Origin of the sequence: Streptomyces sp. NPDC051109 (genome assembly GCF_044455885.1) — a bacterium.
In the GTDB taxonomy this organism is placed as follows: Bacteria; Actinomycetota; Actinomycetes; order Streptomycetales; family Streptomycetaceae; genus Streptomyces.
The window spans coordinates 1-15568 of the sequence record NZ_JBITFF010000023.1; the positions used below are offsets into that span (position 1 = coordinate 1).

Annotated in this window: 12 protein-coding genes and 1 pseudogene; 10 read left to right on the forward strand and 3 right to left on the reverse strand. The window is 69.9% G+C overall.

The features are described 5' to 3' along the window. Positions 1 to 1006 precede the first annotated feature (1006 nt). From ACIBAD_RS31160 to ACIBAD_RS31170, 3 genes and pseudogenes are all read left to right on the forward strand, one after another. Positions 1007 to 1243: pseudogene (locus ACIBAD_RS31160) on the forward strand (SAM-dependent methyltransferase); the annotation flags it as partial. Between the two features lie 605 nt (positions 1244 to 1848). Continuing rightward, positions 1849 to 2292 carry a hypothetical protein gene (locus ACIBAD_RS31165; protein ID WP_398909996.1) on the forward strand — a complete coding sequence of 148 codons (444 nt, stop codon included), beginning with the start codon at positions 1849 to 1851 and terminating at the stop codon, positions 2290 to 2292. 209 nt (positions 2293 to 2501) lie between these two features. After that, positions 2502 to 2744 carry a DUF6479 family protein gene (locus ACIBAD_RS31170; RefSeq protein WP_398909998.1) on the forward strand — a complete coding sequence of 81 codons (243 nt, stop codon included), beginning with the start codon at positions 2502 to 2504 and terminating at the stop codon, positions 2742 to 2744. A gap of 67 nt (positions 2745 to 2811) precedes the next feature. On the opposite strand, the gene ACIBAD_RS31175 is transcribed toward ACIBAD_RS31170, so the two are convergent. Further along, positions 2812 to 3441 carry a hypothetical protein gene (locus ACIBAD_RS31175; RefSeq protein ID WP_398910000.1) on the reverse strand — a complete coding sequence of 210 codons (630 nt, stop codon included), beginning with the start codon at positions 3439 to 3441 and terminating at the stop codon, positions 2812 to 2814. Between the two features lie 244 nt (positions 3442 to 3685). Beyond that, a complete protein-coding gene (locus ACIBAD_RS31180) occupies positions 3686 to 3826 on the reverse strand; it encodes a hypothetical protein (protein WP_166681964.1) in 141 nt (46 codons plus the stop codon). A gap of 83 nt (positions 3827 to 3909) precedes the next feature. Here ACIBAD_RS31180 and ACIBAD_RS31185 point away from each other — a divergent pair, with 83 nt between their 5' ends. Then, positions 3910 to 4197 carry a hypothetical protein gene (locus tag ACIBAD_RS31185; RefSeq protein ID WP_398910002.1) on the forward strand — a complete coding sequence of 96 codons (288 nt, stop codon included), beginning with the start codon at positions 3910 to 3912 and terminating at the stop codon, positions 4195 to 4197. A 390-nt stretch (positions 4198 to 4587) separates the two neighbouring features. Here the strand turns inward: ACIBAD_RS31185 and ACIBAD_RS31190 are convergent, their stop codons facing one another. Beyond that, entirely contained in the window at positions 4588 to 5607 is a 1020-nt protein-coding gene (locus tag ACIBAD_RS31190) for a LacI family DNA-binding transcriptional regulator (protein ID WP_134068567.1), read from the reverse strand. A gap of 152 nt (positions 5608 to 5759) precedes the next feature. Between ACIBAD_RS31190 and rhaI the strand changes: the two genes are divergently transcribed. From rhaI to ACIBAD_RS31220, 6 genes are all read left to right on the forward strand, one after another. Next, positions 5760 to 6926, forward strand: coding sequence for an L-rhamnose isomerase (gene rhaI, locus ACIBAD_RS31195; protein WP_134068566.1), 1167 nt, complete (start codon positions 5760 to 5762; stop codon positions 6924 to 6926). Between the two features lie 117 nt (positions 6927 to 7043). Continuing rightward, positions 7044 to 9083 (forward strand): bifunctional aldolase/short-chain dehydrogenase, encoded by a 2040-nt coding sequence (locus ACIBAD_RS31200; RefSeq protein WP_398910004.1) that lies wholly within the window; start codon positions 7044 to 7046, stop codon positions 9081 to 9083. A 7-nt stretch (positions 9084 to 9090) separates the two neighbouring features. After that, positions 9091 to 10563 (forward strand): rhamnulokinase family protein, encoded by a 1473-nt coding sequence (locus tag ACIBAD_RS31205; protein ID WP_398910006.1) that lies wholly within the window; start codon positions 9091 to 9093, stop codon positions 10561 to 10563. Between the two features lie 379 nt (positions 10564 to 10942). Continuing rightward, positions 10943 to 14170: a discoidin domain-containing protein gene (locus tag ACIBAD_RS31210; protein ID WP_134068563.1), complete on the forward strand. Its 3228-nt coding sequence runs from the start codon at positions 10943 to 10945 to the stop codon at positions 14168 to 14170. Further along, a complete protein-coding gene (locus ACIBAD_RS31215; RefSeq protein WP_134068562.1) occupies positions 14167 to 14493 on the forward strand; it encodes an L-rhamnose mutarotase in 327 nt (108 codons plus the stop codon). Before ACIBAD_RS31210 ends, ACIBAD_RS31215 begins: the two co-directional genes overlap by 4 nt. A gap of 226 nt (positions 14494 to 14719) precedes the next feature. Next, positions 14720 to 15517 carry a hypothetical protein gene (locus ACIBAD_RS31220; RefSeq protein ID WP_398910009.1) on the forward strand — a complete coding sequence of 266 codons (798 nt, stop codon included), beginning with the start codon at positions 14720 to 14722 and terminating at the stop codon, positions 15515 to 15517. The last annotated feature ends 51 nt before the right edge of the window (positions 15518 to 15568 follow it).

The following is a 15568-nucleotide window of genomic DNA, read 5'->3' on the forward strand; positions in this document are numbered from 1 at the left end:
CGTCCGACAACGTCAATTCGGCCTTCGGCCGTCCCGTCCGTACCACAGGGCAAGCTTATACATCTGAACAGAATTCCCGACTCAGAAGACTAGGGCCAATGGATCATCTCCAATTTTATTCTCAGGTACCCCAGAGACACCCGCGGAATACGGCACCGCACGGGCCGACGAGATCCGAAGGAAGGGATCGACGGCCTCTCGGGAAAGGCCAAGGGCCACGCGGAATAGGTGCGGGTGGCCGAGCAGCTCATCGAGGCCACGCAGGCGGACGAGACGGTCGAAAAGGCCTCGCCGACCCCAGACCCACGTCGACCTGATGGACGCCCTACGTGCCGGCGTAGAGCGCGCCCGCAGCCCCGAAATCCGCCGGCGACACAGCCACCGCCTCCGTTGCTCTGCAGAAGGCAGGGCGAAGAAGCGCGTAGGCTCCGCGCCGAAGGAAGACCTCAGCGACCTGTCGGAGGCTGATCTATACAAGAAGGTGGCCGCCGCCAACGTCTGCGGCCGCTCGCAGATGACCCGCTCCTACCGCATGAAGGCCCTGTTCAGACCCCGGCCCTGAACACGAAGGGGCAGGTTCCCCGAGGGGACCCGCATCCGCCCATCGAGCCGATGCTCGGCCCTCATCAGCACGGTCCGGGCGGCGCGCTCGCCCCTCACACAGGTCGGGGCGATCCGCGCGCACGTGGGGCGGAAGGGCATCCGTCGCCTCCATGCACTTCCCTGTCGAAGGCGGTGCCCGCCTCAGACTCTCCGGCCGACCGCATCGTGGCGGATCCTTCTCCGCCGGCATCGGCGGCGCTGGGAGATGGAGCCTGGGGCGGCAGCGGAAGGAGGCAGACGCGGCCGCTCGCCACGGACCTGATGCCGGGCGGTCGCCGACCGATGAGGCCTACGTCCGGCGCCAGGCCGGCGGCTGTCGCCGGGAGGGCGCGCGCCGGGTGAGGCAGCGGTCGTCTTGGTGAAAGGGTTTGTATCGCGGGTGGCTGTCGGGCTGGGTGTGGCGGTGACTGCATTGAACGACCTGATACGCCCTGACCGTTACCCGCGTTCGTCGAGCTATGACCCGGCGTGGCTCGTCGGCCTCGACATGGGACCCCATCCGCTGTCGCTGCTTGAGGACCTGGCGCGGGATCTCGATCTGCGGCCCGGGATGCGGGTTTTGGAGCTGGGCTCGGGCAAGGGGGCCACGTCGGTGTTCCTGGCCCGCGAATACGGGGTCGAGGTCGTCGCCGCGGACTGGAACAGGGGCAGGCCAGGCGGCAAGCCAACCAGCCGGTGATCGACATGCTGCTTCAGGACCGCGGCGAACTCCTCTCGTTCGCCCTGGTGACCGTCCGCAGGCCTGCCTGAGCGATCCGATTCCGGTCACAGCTTCCCTGTCACGGGGCACCGTCCGCCGCTACGCGTCTCCGCGGAACCGGATCTCGGGTGGCGTCGTCTCGTCGAGCACAAGATCGTTTGCGTCTGAACAGCCACCGCGGGGAAGCTGAGGAAGACGGGGGAGGGGCGGGTTCGGGTCTATCGGCACGGGCGGGGCCGGAAGGAGAGGGTGGCTGGGTGGGCGATTCACCCTTGCCACGGCCCCCAGCAGCCCCGCGCCACATCGTCCGACTCTCGCCACCGTGAACACCCCACCTGGCTGAGCACACGCCAGCCCCAGCCACGGGTGACCGGGGCGCGCCCCCAGCACCGCTGCGCCGCCCCCGCTCACGGGAGGTTGCAGGAGGCCGTCGCCGCCCCACCGGCGCGCGTCTCACCCTTGTCCGCGACATCCGGGCCCGAAACCGCTACGCCGCACGGATGAAGGTGCTGGTCGGCACCACGTTTCCCGGGCAGAGGGTCCTTATGGACAGCGATCGAGACATGGACCCGGCGCACCAGGTGCCCGATGGCGTCGACGAGAAGACGGTCCGCGCACTGGGCGCGCTCTCAAAGGCGCTGGAGACTACGGAGCGCGCCCGCGGCCACCTCTACGGCTTCCATCAGCTGACCGGGACGGCCGATTTTGAGCTCGACGACGCCGTCCGGCTCCTGCGCGAGGCCGGGCACGAGGAGCAGGCGGCGCGGGTGGAGCGCGAGATCGTAGGCCGCAACGTCATCCCGGGCCACTGGACCTTCCAGATCATCGAGGCCTACAACGACACCTACTACCGACCCTTCACCGCGACGGAGCGCGACATCGTCGGCGAGCTGGCCGCCGGACGTGACCACCTCTTCGAGGCACGCCTCAAGACGGCCCGCCGCACCCGCTCTCATCCGGACCACGCGTCGACGCCTTCCGACACTTGAAAGGCACTCCTCCGCCCTTTGAGCCACCGCACCGGTTTTGCCCCAGCGCAGCTCGTGGTCGGCACACTGCGTCTCGGCCAGGCTCAGGGCCCGGCGGTCAGTGGCCGAGCGTTCTTGAGGTGCTGCTTGGTCGTGGTCGAGCGGCCTTCGAATGCCGCGCTTGTTTGCCATGGGTGGCGGCCGGTCGGATCCAGGGTAGAGGCGCTGCCGTGATCGCTACTGGAACTCTCGCGGCTGGGGGTCAGGCATCCCTCTTCTTGATCAGTGCCGGAGTCGTGCTGGTTCTGGTCCTGATCGGTGCCTTCTGGTTCGGGAGCAGGCGCAGACGCCGTGCTGTTGCTCCGCCGCGGCCCAGCGAGCAGAATCCGGCGGCCCAGGGCCGTGAGGACTCCTGGCAGACACCGCAGGAGCGTGCGAGGAACGAGGAGAAGCACCGCTACGCCGAGCAGTGAGGGGGCTCCGTGAGCTGAGAACCCGCCCCCGCACTTCGTCGGGAGCGGTGACCCTGTCGAAGGTGCGTCAGTCCTCGAAGTAGTTGGTCAGGACGCAGCCCTTCACGAGGGCGGGGTCCTTACGGTAGCCGGTGGGCGGGTTGAAGTCGGGATGGCAGTTGAGGATGAGGAGCCCGCCGGGCTTGATGGCGTTGCGGATGACGGGCTTCTGATCGGGCAGGACGGCGAAGTCCTGGCCGAGGAGGAACTTGCCGCGGTGGCCCTTGTTCGGGCTTTCCTTGCGGTCCTCGTCGAGTTCCGCCTTGTACCTGGCCTGGAACGTCTTGAGGTCCTTGAACATGAAGATGCGGGTGCCCTTGCCGCAGGCTCCGCGTTCGGTGACGCCCCATTCCTGATCGTAGGTCTCGTCCCCGGGGAAGAAGTCGTCGTCCTTCGGATCGGTGGAGAGGCCGCTGCAGTCGGCGTACGCGCTGACGATCTGGGATGCCTTCGCCATCGAGCCCGCCTTGGGCAGCGCGGGCGCGCCGGCCTTTCCGTCGCCGTCGAACCCGCCTTCGGTGCCGCCGTTCTTCGCGGGTGCCGGATCACCTAGCGCGCCATCGAGGGAAGTGCTGCCGCTGTCGCTGCCGCAAGCGGTCACCGCCGTTAGTGCGAGCAGGGCTGCCGTTGTGACGGTGATGAGCCGCTGGATCCGCATGTGGCTTGAACTCCCCGAGTCAATGATCAGAATGAGCTGACTCTAAGATTTCTGGCGTGAGCATGGCAAATACGGCAGGAGTCACCCTCCACCCGGTCATCTGCACCCTCTCCTACCCGTTCGGTGGCCGTTGCGTTTCGCTTGTCGGCGTCACCGGCAGTCGGAGTCACGGTGCTCGTTGACATGATCGGACCGTTGGTGTGCCGTGAGGTAGCGCCCAGGCCGTAGGGAAGCGGCCTCCGTCCTAGGTGATCCGTTCGAGGGTGACCGGCTGCCCCGCGTTCAGGAGCAGATAGGCCAGCACCTCGCGCCGCTGGGGGCGTTGGACCTCGATCACCCCGTTGACGCCCTGTGCCCCCACCTGTCCCAGAACCGTGAACCGCATGTCCGTCTCCCCCCAAACACAAGTGCCGGGCGATCTTAAAGCCGCGCGCTCCGGCGGCGGAACGCCCTCACGGCCCTGACGCCGTGGCCGACTCCGACATCTGGTATGTCTGGACCGGCGGGCACGGCGCGGACCCGGGCATGACCAAGGGAGCGATCGACTGGTCCGATCCCGTCCGCTCCAAGAACGATCCGTTCCGGACGGGATTCGACTGCTCGGGCCTGGTGCGCTGGGCCCTGGCGCAGGCCTACGACTACGACATCGCCGGCTCCCCCGGCCTGACGAACAACCTCTACGGCCTCTACCCGCTGGGCTCGACCTGCTTCGGCGCGGCCGCGGGCACCGCCCCGCTGCTGCCGCGATCGTGGTGACGACGAAGGCCAGATCGGCCATCGTGAGCTCCTCGCTCTCACCGGCGCCCTGAATCTTTCCCAGCCCGTACCTCTGGAAGAACGGCATGGCCGACCGATCCTCGTTGGCTCTACGACTTCCTGGTCACCCGGCCCGATGTGGCGCAGGTCGGCACGTGGCCGCCGGAGGCGGATCCGCCCACCGTGCACCACGTGGTGCGGACTGCGAAGGAGGCCGAGGCGCGGGATTCCACGGCATGCTCGTGCCCACGTCGTCCGCATCCTCGCCGAACTCGGCCTGCGCGAACGCGTCCAAGCCGTCGTCCTCGCGTACGAGACTGCCTGGTCGCCCCGGCATCGGCGTCGAGGTTCCGCACCGACGGCAGTCGCGCGGGCACGGCAACGCCACGCTCAGCCTGGCAGCGGCACGACCAGCGTCGAACGCCGCACCACCAGCTCCGGCTTGAACACGACTTGTCTGTGCTGGTGAGCCGCGCCGCCCGGGCCGGTCTCCTCGGTGAGCATCTCGGCCGCCGTCCGCCCCATCGCCTCCGCGGGCTGGCGCACCGAGGTCAGCGGCACCGCGGCCGCCGCGGCGAACTCGATGTCGTCGTAGCCGACGATCGCGAGATCCTCGGGTACCCTCAGCCCCGCGGTGAACGCGGCCTGCAGCATCCCGAGGGCCAGCAGGTCGTTCGCGCAGAACACCGCGGTCGGTCTCGGCAGCATCCCCAGCAGGCGGGCGCCGGCGTCGCGGCCCGCCGCCACGTCCAGCCCGTCCACGTCCAGGTCCAGCAGGACGGCGTCGCTGCCGGCCAGCGCCTGCAGCGCGCCGCTGCGACGGTCGGTGACCTGCTGCAGGCGGTGGCGGCCGCCTGCGAACGCGATCCGTCGGTGGCCGCCCGCCAGCAGGTGCCCGGCCGCCAGGGCGCCGCCCCCGACGTCGTCCACCGACACCGAGCAGGCCTCCAGCCCCGGGGCGAGCCGGTCCACCAGTACGAAGGGCACGCCGCCGCGACGGAGCGCCGCCGCTCCCGACCCCTCCGCGTCGGCCGGGGTCAGCAGCACTCCGCGCACCCGCTGCTCCGCGAAGAGGGCGAGGTAGTCCGCCTCGTCGGCGAGCCGCTGAGCGCTGGTGCAGACCATCACGCGCAGGCCCGCCGCGCGCGCCGCATGTTCGGCCCCGCGCGCCACGGAGGCGAAGAACGGGTTGCCCAGGTCGAGCACCAGCAGACCGATGATCCGGCTGCTGCCGGAGCGCAGCTGGCGCGCCGACTCGCTGCGTACGTAGCCGAGCTGGTCGATCGCGGCCCGGACCCTGGCCCTGGTCCCCTCGCCGACCGTCTCCGGCCGGTTGATCACGTTGGAGACCGTGCCGACCGACACACCGGCCGCCCGTGCCACGTCCTTGATGCTCGCCGCGCCGCCCATGTCCCGCCATTGAAAAGTTTCACCGGCTCCGACGGCCGACCCGGAGATCAGGTTACGACATCACACCAAAAGCTTTCCACCGGTGCCTTGACGCTTCCCGCGGGCCCACCTACCGTCTGGCTGAAACGATTCAGATCGTGGGAGGTGCTCCGGTGGCCGACCGATCCGCCGTGAAGGACGCCCTTCGGGCCCAGTGCATCGAGACGCCCTCGTGGGGCTACGGGAACTCGGGAACCCGCTTCAAGGTCTTCGCCCAACCCGGTGTGCCGCGCGACCCGTTCGAGAAGCTCGCCGACGCGGCCCAGGTGCACGCCGCCACCGGCGTCGCCCCGAAGGTCTCGCTGCACATTCCCTGGGACCGGGTCGAGGACTACGGCGCGCTGTCCGCCCACGCCCGCGAGCTCGGGCTGGAGATCGGCGCGATCAACGCGAACGTCTTCCAGGACGACGACTACAAGCTCGGCTCCGTCACCCATCCGGACCCGCGGGTGCGCCGCAAGGCTCTGGACCACCTGCTGGAATGCGTCGACATCATGGACGCCACCGGCTCGCGCGACCTCAAGCTATGGTTCTCCGACGGCACCAACTACCCCGGCCAGGACGACATTTCGACCCGTCAGCAACGCCTCTCCGACGCTCTGGCACAGGTGTACGAGCGGCTCGGCGACGACCAGCGGCTCCTGCTGGAGTACAAGCTGTTCGAGCCCGCGTTCTACACGACGGACGTCCCGGACTGGGGCACCGCGTACGCGCACTGCCTGCGTCTCGGGCCCAGGGCCGCGGTCGTCGTCGACACCGGTCACCACGCCCCCGGCGTCAACATCGAGTTCATCGTCGCGTTCCTGCTGCGCGAGGGGAAGCTCGGCGGCTTCGACTTCAACTCCCGCTTCTACGCGGACGACGACCTGATGGTCGGAGCCGCCGATCCGTTCCAGCTGTTCCGGATCTTGCACGAGGTCACTGGGAACGGCGGCTTCGCCCCCGAGGCCGGCGTCGCGTTCATGCTCGACCAGTGTCACAACATCGAGGCGAAGATCCCTGCGATCATCCGCTCGGTGATGAACGTCCAGGAGGCCACGGCCAAGGCCCTGTTGGTCGACCGTTCTGCCCTGACGGCCGCTCAGACCGCGGGGGATGTACTCGGCGCCAACGAGGTGCTGATGGACGCGTACGCCACCGACGTCCGTCCGCTGCTGGCCGAGGTTCGCGCCGAGGCCGGGCGAGACCCGAACCCGGTCGCGGCCTACCGGGCAGGCGGTTGGGCCGAGAAGATCGTCGCCGAGCGGGTCGGCGGCGCCCAGGCCGGATGGGGGGCTTGACCCGGCCGCCACACGGGCCGGCCCGCACCACCCCGTACCCACGGGCCGGCCCGCACCCTCCTTGCCCGCCCCCCCACGAGAGCGCCACCGCCACCAGACAAGGAAGCTGCTCCCGCCATGGCCCAGCACCCCGTCGTCGCCGCCCTCCTCGCCCGCTCCCACCGGCTCGGGTCGGATCCGCGCAACACCAACTACGCCGGCGGCAACACCTCTGCCAAGGGCGCAGCCACCGACCCCGTCACCGGGCAGCCCGTCGACCTGATGTGGGTGAAGGGCTCCGGCGGCGATCTCGGCACCCTCGCCGAGGCGGGCCTGGCCGTGTTGCGACTGGACCGCCTGCGCGCCCTCGCCGACACCTATCCGGGCGTGGAACAGGAGGACGAGATGGTCGCCGCGTTCGAGTACTGCCTGCACGGCAAGGGCGGCGCGGCTCCGTCCATCGACACCGCCATGCACGGTCTGGTCGACGCCGCGCACGTCGACCACCTGCACCCCGACTCCGGCATCGCGCTCGCCACCGCCGTCGACGGCGAAAGGCTCACCGCCGCCTGCTTCGGCGACGCCGTGGCGTGGCTGCCCTGGCGCCGCCCCGGCTTCCAGCTCGGCCTGGACATCGCCGAGATCAATCGGACCCACCCGCAGGCCGTCGGCTGCGTCCTCGGCGGTCACGGCATCACCGCCTGGGGCGCCACCAGCGAGGAGTGCGAGGCCAACGCCCTGCACATCATCCGCACCGCCGAGGCCTTCCTGGCCCGCCACGGCAAGGCCGAGCCGTTCGGCCCGCAGCTTGACGGCTACCAAGCCCTGCCAGAGACCGAACGCCGCCGGCGCGCAGCCTCGCTCGCCCCGGTCATCCGCGGCATGGCCTCCACCGACCGCCCGCAAGTCGGCCACTTCACCGACGCTGCGCCCGTGCTGGACTTTCTCGCCCGCGCCGAGCATCCCCGCCTGGCCGCCCTCGGCACCTCCTGCCCCGACCACTTCCTGCGGACCAAGGTCGCCCCGCTGGTCCTCGACCTGCCCGCCACCGCGCCCCTGGATGCGACGATCGGCCGCCTGCGGGAGCTGCACACCGAGTATCGGGCCGGCTACCGGGCCTACTATGAGCGGTACGCCACGGCGGACTCGCCCCCCATGCGCGGTGCCGACCCGGTGATCGTCCTGGTCCCGGGCGTCGGCATGTTCTCCTTTGGCAGGGACAAGCAGACCGCCCGCGTGGCCGGCGAGTTCTACCTCAATGCGATCAACGTGATGCGCGGCGCGGAGGCGGTCTCCGGCTACGCTCCGATCGAGGAGCGCGAGAAGTTCGCCATCGAGTACTGGGCGCTGGAAGAGGCGAAGCTGCGGCGGATGCCCGCGCCCAAACCGCTGGACACCCGCGTCGCCCTGGTCACCGGCGCCGGCTCCGGCATCGGCAAGGCCATCGCGCACCGCCTGGCCGCCGAGGGCGCCTGCGTCGTCGTCGCCGACGTCAACGCCGCCACCGCCCGGGCCGTCGCCGATGAACTCGGCGGCCCGGACCGGGCCGTGGCCGTCACCGTCGACGTCACCTCCGAGGAGCAGATCGCCGAGGCGTTCCGCACCGCGGTCCTCGCCTTCGGCGGTGTCGACCTGGTGGTCAACAACGCGGGCATCTCCATCTCCAAGCCGCTGCTGGAGACCACCGCCGATGACTGGGACCGGCAGCACGCCGTCATGGCCCGCGGCTCCTTCCTCGTCTCCCGGGAGGCCGCCCGCACCATGATCCGGCAGGGCCTGGGCGGCGACCTCGTCTACATCGCCTCGAAGAACGCGGTCTTCGCCGGCCCCAATAACATCGCGTACTCCGCCACCAAGGCCGACCAGGCCCACCAAGTGCGTCTGCTGGCCGCCGAGTTGGGCGAACACGGAATCCGAGTCAACGGCGTCAACCCGGACGGCGTGGTCCGCGGCTCGGGCATCTTCGCCAGTGGCTGGGGCGCCCAGCGCGCCGCCACCTACGGCATCGCGGAGGAGCAGCTCGGCACGTTCTACGCCCAGCGCACCCTCCTCAAGCGCGAGGTGCTGCCAGAGCACGTCGCCGCCGCCGTCTTCGCCCTCACCGGCGGCGACCTCACCCACACCACCGGCCTCCACATCCCCGTCGACTCCGGCGTCGCCGCGGCCTTCCTGCGCTGAGCCGGCCGTGACGCCCCGCACCCCGCACACTCCGGCCGCCTTCGCCGCGGCGGACCTCGGCGCCACCAGCGGACGGGTGCTCGTCGGCCGGGTCGGCCGTGACCGCCTCGACCTGACCGAGACCCATCGCTTCGACAACATTCCCGTCCAACTCCCGGACGGGTTGCACTGGAACGCCCTCGGCCTGTACCAAGGCGTCCTGGACGGCTTCCGCGAGGCCGCCGCGCGCTGGGACCTCGCCTCCGTCGGCATCGACAGCTGGGCCGTCGACTACGGGCTCCTCGACGCCGACGGCGCGCTCCTCGGCAACCCCTTCCACTACCGCGACCCGCGCGGCGCCGCCGCCGTCCAGGCCGTCTGGTGCCGCCTCCCGGCCCGTGAGCTGTACCGGATCACAGGGGTCCAGCACCTGCCGTTCAACACGATCTTCCAGCTCGCCGCAGAGAAGCACCTCGACCGCGCCCGCACCCTGCTCCTGCTGCCCGATCTGATCACCCACTGGCTCACCGGCACCGTCGGCGCAGAGGTCACCAATGCCTCCACCACGGGCCTGTACGACGCCCGCACCGGCGCCTGGTCCACCCCGGTCCTCGCCGCGCTCGACTTGGACCCGGCCCTCCTGCCCGCACTGCGCCGCCCCGGCGAGCACGCCGGCACCGTCCTTCCGCACGTCGCCGCCGCCACCGGCCTGCGCCCCGACACCCCCGTAGTAGCGGTCGCCTCCCACGACACCGCCTCCGCGGTCGCCGCCGTCCCCGCCGGCACCGAGGACTTCGCCTACATCTCCTGCGGCACCTGGTCGCTCGCCGGCCTCGAACTCGACGCGCCCGTCCTCACCAGCGCCTCCCGCGCCGCCAACTTCACCAACGAACTCGGTATCGACGGCACCGTCCGCTACCTGCGCAACATCATGGGCCTCTGGCTACTCAGCGAGAGCCAGCGCACCTGGCGCGCCCGTGGCGAGGGCCACCACCTGCCCGAGTTACTCGAACGCGCCGCCGCCGCACGCCCGTTCGCGGCGCTCGTCGACCCAGGTGCCCCCGAGTTCCTCGCCCCCGGCGACCTGCCGGCCCGCCTCGCCGAACACTGCGCCCGCACCGGCCAGCACCTGCCCGCGGACCAGGGCGCCGTCGTCCGCTGCATCCTGGAGAGCCTGGCCTTGGCGCACCGTCACACCCTGTTCCAGGCAGCTCATTTGACCGGCCGAGCGATCCGCGCCGTCCATCTCGTCGGAGGCGGCAGCCGCAACGCCCTGCTGTGCCGTCTCACCGCCGACGCCACCGGCCTGCCCGTCATCGCCGGCCCCGCCGAGGCCACCGCCATCGGCAACATCCTCGTCCAGGCCCGCACCCACGGCCTGGTCGAGGACCGCGGCGCCATGCGCCGGCTGGTAGCCCGCACCCAGCGCCTGCGGCGCTACGAGCCCGCCGGAGACATCCGCGCGTGGGACGCCGCGGCCGCCCGTGTGGGGCTCGCCTGACCTTCGCCGCACGGCATGGACGCGGTGTCACCCTCCGTCGTCCGCGCGGTGACGATCGGTCAAATATTGCTCAAGGGCGCATGGTTGTGGATCGTAAATTCTGGAAATACTCCATTCACCGAAGGACACCGTGCTGGCCGTCAGATGGCCGGGTGCGCGTATTCCCGATGCGATCACGCGACCAGTGGCTGCCCTTCGTGTCATCCCGACCTCGCTGTCATTGCTGTGAGCTGCCCACATGCCGTTACCGGGACTCCGAACGGCGAGGCCCCGCGTCGACTGAAAGCCGCGCCGCGAAGCAATTGCGGGCGGCCTGAACAGGTTTGGAAAAAAGCCTGTTCGGCTCTCGAAGCCATTTCTCAGAGTTCGGAGGGTTTTCATGCGCACGCGTCGCCGCAGATCCCTGCGTCTCCTGCTGTGCCTGGCGCTGTCACTGTCCGCAGTGCCGCTGGCCGTCCTCACCGCGCCTCGGGCCGGCGCTGCCGGCGGGCCGACCGTGTGGATCCTGGACGCCACCGACCGGCCCTTCACGTCGACCACCCCGCCGGGCTGGGCGCCGACCGGGATCGAGCTGTACGCGGCCCGCAACGCCTACGAGGGGGCGCAGATCCTGGTGCGATCCGGTTCGGCGCAGACCGGGGTGTCCGTCACCTCCGGGGCGCTGACCGGCCCCGGCGGCGCGTCCATTCCCGCTGCGAACATCACCACGCGCTACGAGTACAACCACCCGAACATCCAGAAGGTCGGCAACGTCCAGAACCCGCCCGACGGTGGGATCGCCTACTACGACGCGCTGATGAACAACAATCCGCAGTCGGTGGCGGCGAACAGCACGTACGCCGCCTACTACCAGGTCTACGTGCCGGCTGGTCAGGCGCCGGGCGTCTACATCGGCAGCGCCAGGGTGAACAGCAGCCTGGGCGCCGTCACGGTGCCGGTGTCGGTGACCGTGTACAGCGCCACGATCCCGCCGACCTCGCAGTCCACGTTCAAGATGAACAACTGGTTCACCTCGGCGGGCTGGGACTACGCGGGCACTGAGGCGTCGATCCCGAACGTGTACGGCGTGCGGATGTACGACGCCAACTGGTGGGCCGTCGAGGCCAATATCGCGGCGAACATGGCGCGGCACCGGAACAACGTGATCTACGCCGACGCGGTGGCCCTGCTGATCCCGGACACCACCGTCGACGCCGCGGGCCGCTTCACCTTCGGCTGGTCCACCTTCGACCGGTTCGTCGACCTCTTCGTCCGCGCCGGGGCCATGCAGTACCTCTACACCCCGACCCTGCTGGAGCCGCCCGCCTCCGGTCCGAACCTCGACACCCTGGTGCCGGCCAACGGCGTCAGCGGCGCGGTCAAGCACGCGCTCTGCCGGCCCGACTCCGCTCCGGCCAGTGGCTGCCCGGACACCAACAACTGGCTGAACCAGTTCTTCCCGGCGCTGAAGGCGCACCTGGATGCCAAGGGCTGGACGAACAACTTCTACATGAGCGCCCTGGACGAGCCCACCTCCACGCAACAGGCCACGGCTGCCGACTGGCTCTACACCCTCTACGAGCGGTACTTCCCGAACCCGCGTACCAACGAGGCGCAGCTGACCACCTTCACCGGGGACGCGGCTCATCTGTCGACGCAGACCCCGCTCTCGTCGAACTACGACGCGAACGTCGCGCTATATCAGAGCTACCGGATCGGCGGGAAGGACCTGTGGCTGTACAGCTGCATCCTCCCGCAGGGCTCGTACATGAACCGCTTCACCAGCAACCACCTCAGCGGGACCAGGCTCCTCCCCTGGCTGACCTGGAAGATCGGCGGCGACGGCTACCTGCACTGGGGCTGGAACTACTGGCACGACGGCTTCAGCGAGCCCTACCCGGCCGCCGACACCTTCAACACCTCGCAGACCGGCGACCACTGGCTCGTCTATCCGGACAAGGCCGCCTACGGCATCTACGACAGCCTCCGCAGCGAAGCTCAGACCGCGGGCCTGCAGGACTTCGAACTGCTGCAGCAGCTGGCCGCGGTCAAGCCGCAGGCGGCACGCACCCTGGCCGAGACGGTGATCACCAACCCGACGGCGTACGACACCTCCGGGTGGAACGTCGAGGGCCGGCACAAGCAGCTCCTCGACGAACTGGATGCGGCATCCGGTGACCTGGCGCTGCCGTTCACGGACGACTTCAGCGGCGGCGACCACTTCTGGACCCACACCCGGGGGACCTGGTCGACCAGCGGCGCCCAGTACACGCAGTCCGACGCGTCGGCGAACTGGGGGGACGTCTCCTACCTGCGCGGCCGGGGCTACACCGACGTCTCGGTCGGCGTCGACCTGCAGATCACCGGAGTCAGTTCGTCCGGAGGCAGCACCAACTGGGCCGGTCTGATGGTGCGTTCGGCCAACGGCACGGACCTGGACTCCGGCTACCTGATCGCCCAGCGGGACAACGGCCAGGTGTTCGTCTACCGCAGCGGCACAACGATCGGCTCGGCGTCCGTGCCCGGCTACGTGTCGGGGCAGCGCACCCGCCTGCGTGTAGTGGCGCGCGGAAACGCACTGACGGTGTACTCCGGGACCGGGCAGGCGCCGGTGCTGACCGTCGCCGACGCGGCGTTCACCGCAGGCGACGTGGGGCTGGTAACTGGCGGCGCCAGCGCGAACTTCTGGAACGCCCGGATCATGCCGGCCTCTCTCGCCCGGACCGAGAGCGCCGCCGCCACCGCCTCCAGCTCGTACGAGGCCGACGGCTGGGGTATCCGCTCGGCGGTCGACGGACAGCGGCCGTCGGCGCCGAACGCTGCGGGGTGGAGCAGCTCCGGCAGTACCGCCACCGACCACACCGAGTGGGTGCGGCTGGACCTGGGCTCGACCGGGCCGGTGAGCCGGGTGGACCTCTACCCGCGCAGCGACGGGGCCAACGCCGGTCTGGGCTTCCCGGTCGACTTCACCATCCAGACCTCCACCGACGGCACGAACTGGACCACGGTCAGCAGCCGGACCGGGTACGCGAGGCCCGGCGCCACGGCGCAGACCTTCCCGTTCGCGACGGTCAACGCGCGCTACGTGAAGGTGACGGGGACCAACCTGAGCACAGATCAGTTCGGTGCCTTCCGTATGCAGTTCGCGGAGATCGAGGCTGTCGGCGGAGATCTGGCACCGGGCCGCACGGCGACCGCCTCCAGCTCGGTCGAGTACCCCAACGAGGGCTGGTTGACCGCCAACCTCACCAACGGGACCCACCACACCGACCTGTGGAACTCCTCGGGCTGGAGCAGCGCCGGGTCCGGCTCTCCGAACACCACGCAGTGGGCGCGGGTGGACCTCGGCGGCCCGTCACGGATCAGCCAGGTCACGTTGTACCCCCGCGACGACGTCCCGAACACCGGGCGAGGCTTCCCGTCGGCCTTCACCGTCCAGCTCTCGACCGACGGCACGAACTGGACCACCGTGGTGTCGAGGAGCTCGTACCCGCGCCCCGGAGCCGGTGGCCTCTCCTTCGCCTTCGCCGCCACCACCGCCCGATACGTGAAGGTCACCGGCACCACGCTCACCGCCGACCAGTTCGGCGTGTACTACATGCAGCTGGCGGGGATCGGTGTCTCATGACGAAGCACCGGATCTGCTTCCTGCTCCATGTGAAGGCCGAACTCGTCGACGAGTACCGCGAGCGCCACGCCCACGTGTGGCCAGAGATGCTCGATGCCCTCCGGGCCGCCGGCTGGACCAACTACTCCCTGTTCCTGCGCCCGGACGGCCTGCTCGTCGGCTACCTGGAGGCCGAGGACTTCGATCGCGCCCGCGAGGCGATGTCCGCCACCGAGGTGAACGCCCGCTGGCAGGCCGAGATGTCCCGCTACTTCCAGCACCTGGACGGCACGCCGGCCGACCAGGCGATGGCACCGCTGACAGAGGTGTTCCACCTGGACTGACAGTCCTGAGAGGCGGTGTATGACTCTTCGTCCGGCCGGCCGTTTCCTTCGGATCACCTGGCCGGCCAGATGAAGAGGGCGGTGAGGGCCCGGGACGAGCAGGCCATGTCCGCCAGGACCACGTTCGGGATGCTCCTCCGGCGGCCTGTGGCAGGGCCTCGGCCGGGCAATGGAGACCTGTGTCGCTGCCCACCGCGACTGCTTCCGCGACCCTTCGCCCAGCAGCATGGCCACCCGACTGGCTTCCGGCCGAGCGCAGGACGACCCGGCACCCGTCGGCCGACGGGCCGAGCGGAAGAAGGCCGCGCACGCCCCGGTCCGCGAGTTCCTTGCTCAAGGTCACTCACGCCGGGCGATCGCCCGGCACCTGGGCTGGGGCCTCAACACCGTGGTCAGATACGCGAATGCCGCACGCTGGCAGGACACCATCCGCGAGAGCCGGCCCCGTCCCAACAGGCTGGACCCCCACAAGTGCTACCTGGAGCGCCGATTCGCCGAGGGATGCACCAGCGTCACCCGCCTCCACGGCGAACTCGTTGCCAGCCACGCACCCGTCGCCTACCAGATGGTCCGCAGTCAAGTTGCCACCCTCCGTGAGGCTCCGGCCGGCGCGCCACCCCGGCCTCCGACGGTTCGGCAGCTGACGGGCTGGCTCACCCGAGACCCCACCGCGTTGAGCGAGGACGACCGCCCCCGCCTGAAGGATGTCCTGGCACGCCGCCCCAAGCTGGTCACCGCCGCCGGACTCGTCCGCGACTTCGTCCTGCTCCGAGACCTCGACGCCGTGACAGCCGGACTCACCCTCCACTGGAGCTCCGGCAACATCGAATGGAGCCGTCAACCGCATCAAGAAGGTCAAAAGGCAGCTCTACGGACGAGCTGGCATCCACCTGCTGCGGAAGATGAACCCGCTCCAGTAGCCCCGCAATACAAGGACGGTGCCGAAGCTCAACCCTCCCGCTGGCCCTTCTCACTGAAGATGATCACCGGCAGCCTCCTGGCCTGGGCGGACGGGACTCGTTGAGCACGACCCACCCGCCTCTCATCGCTCAGGCTCCGAGCCAATGCGGTGCAA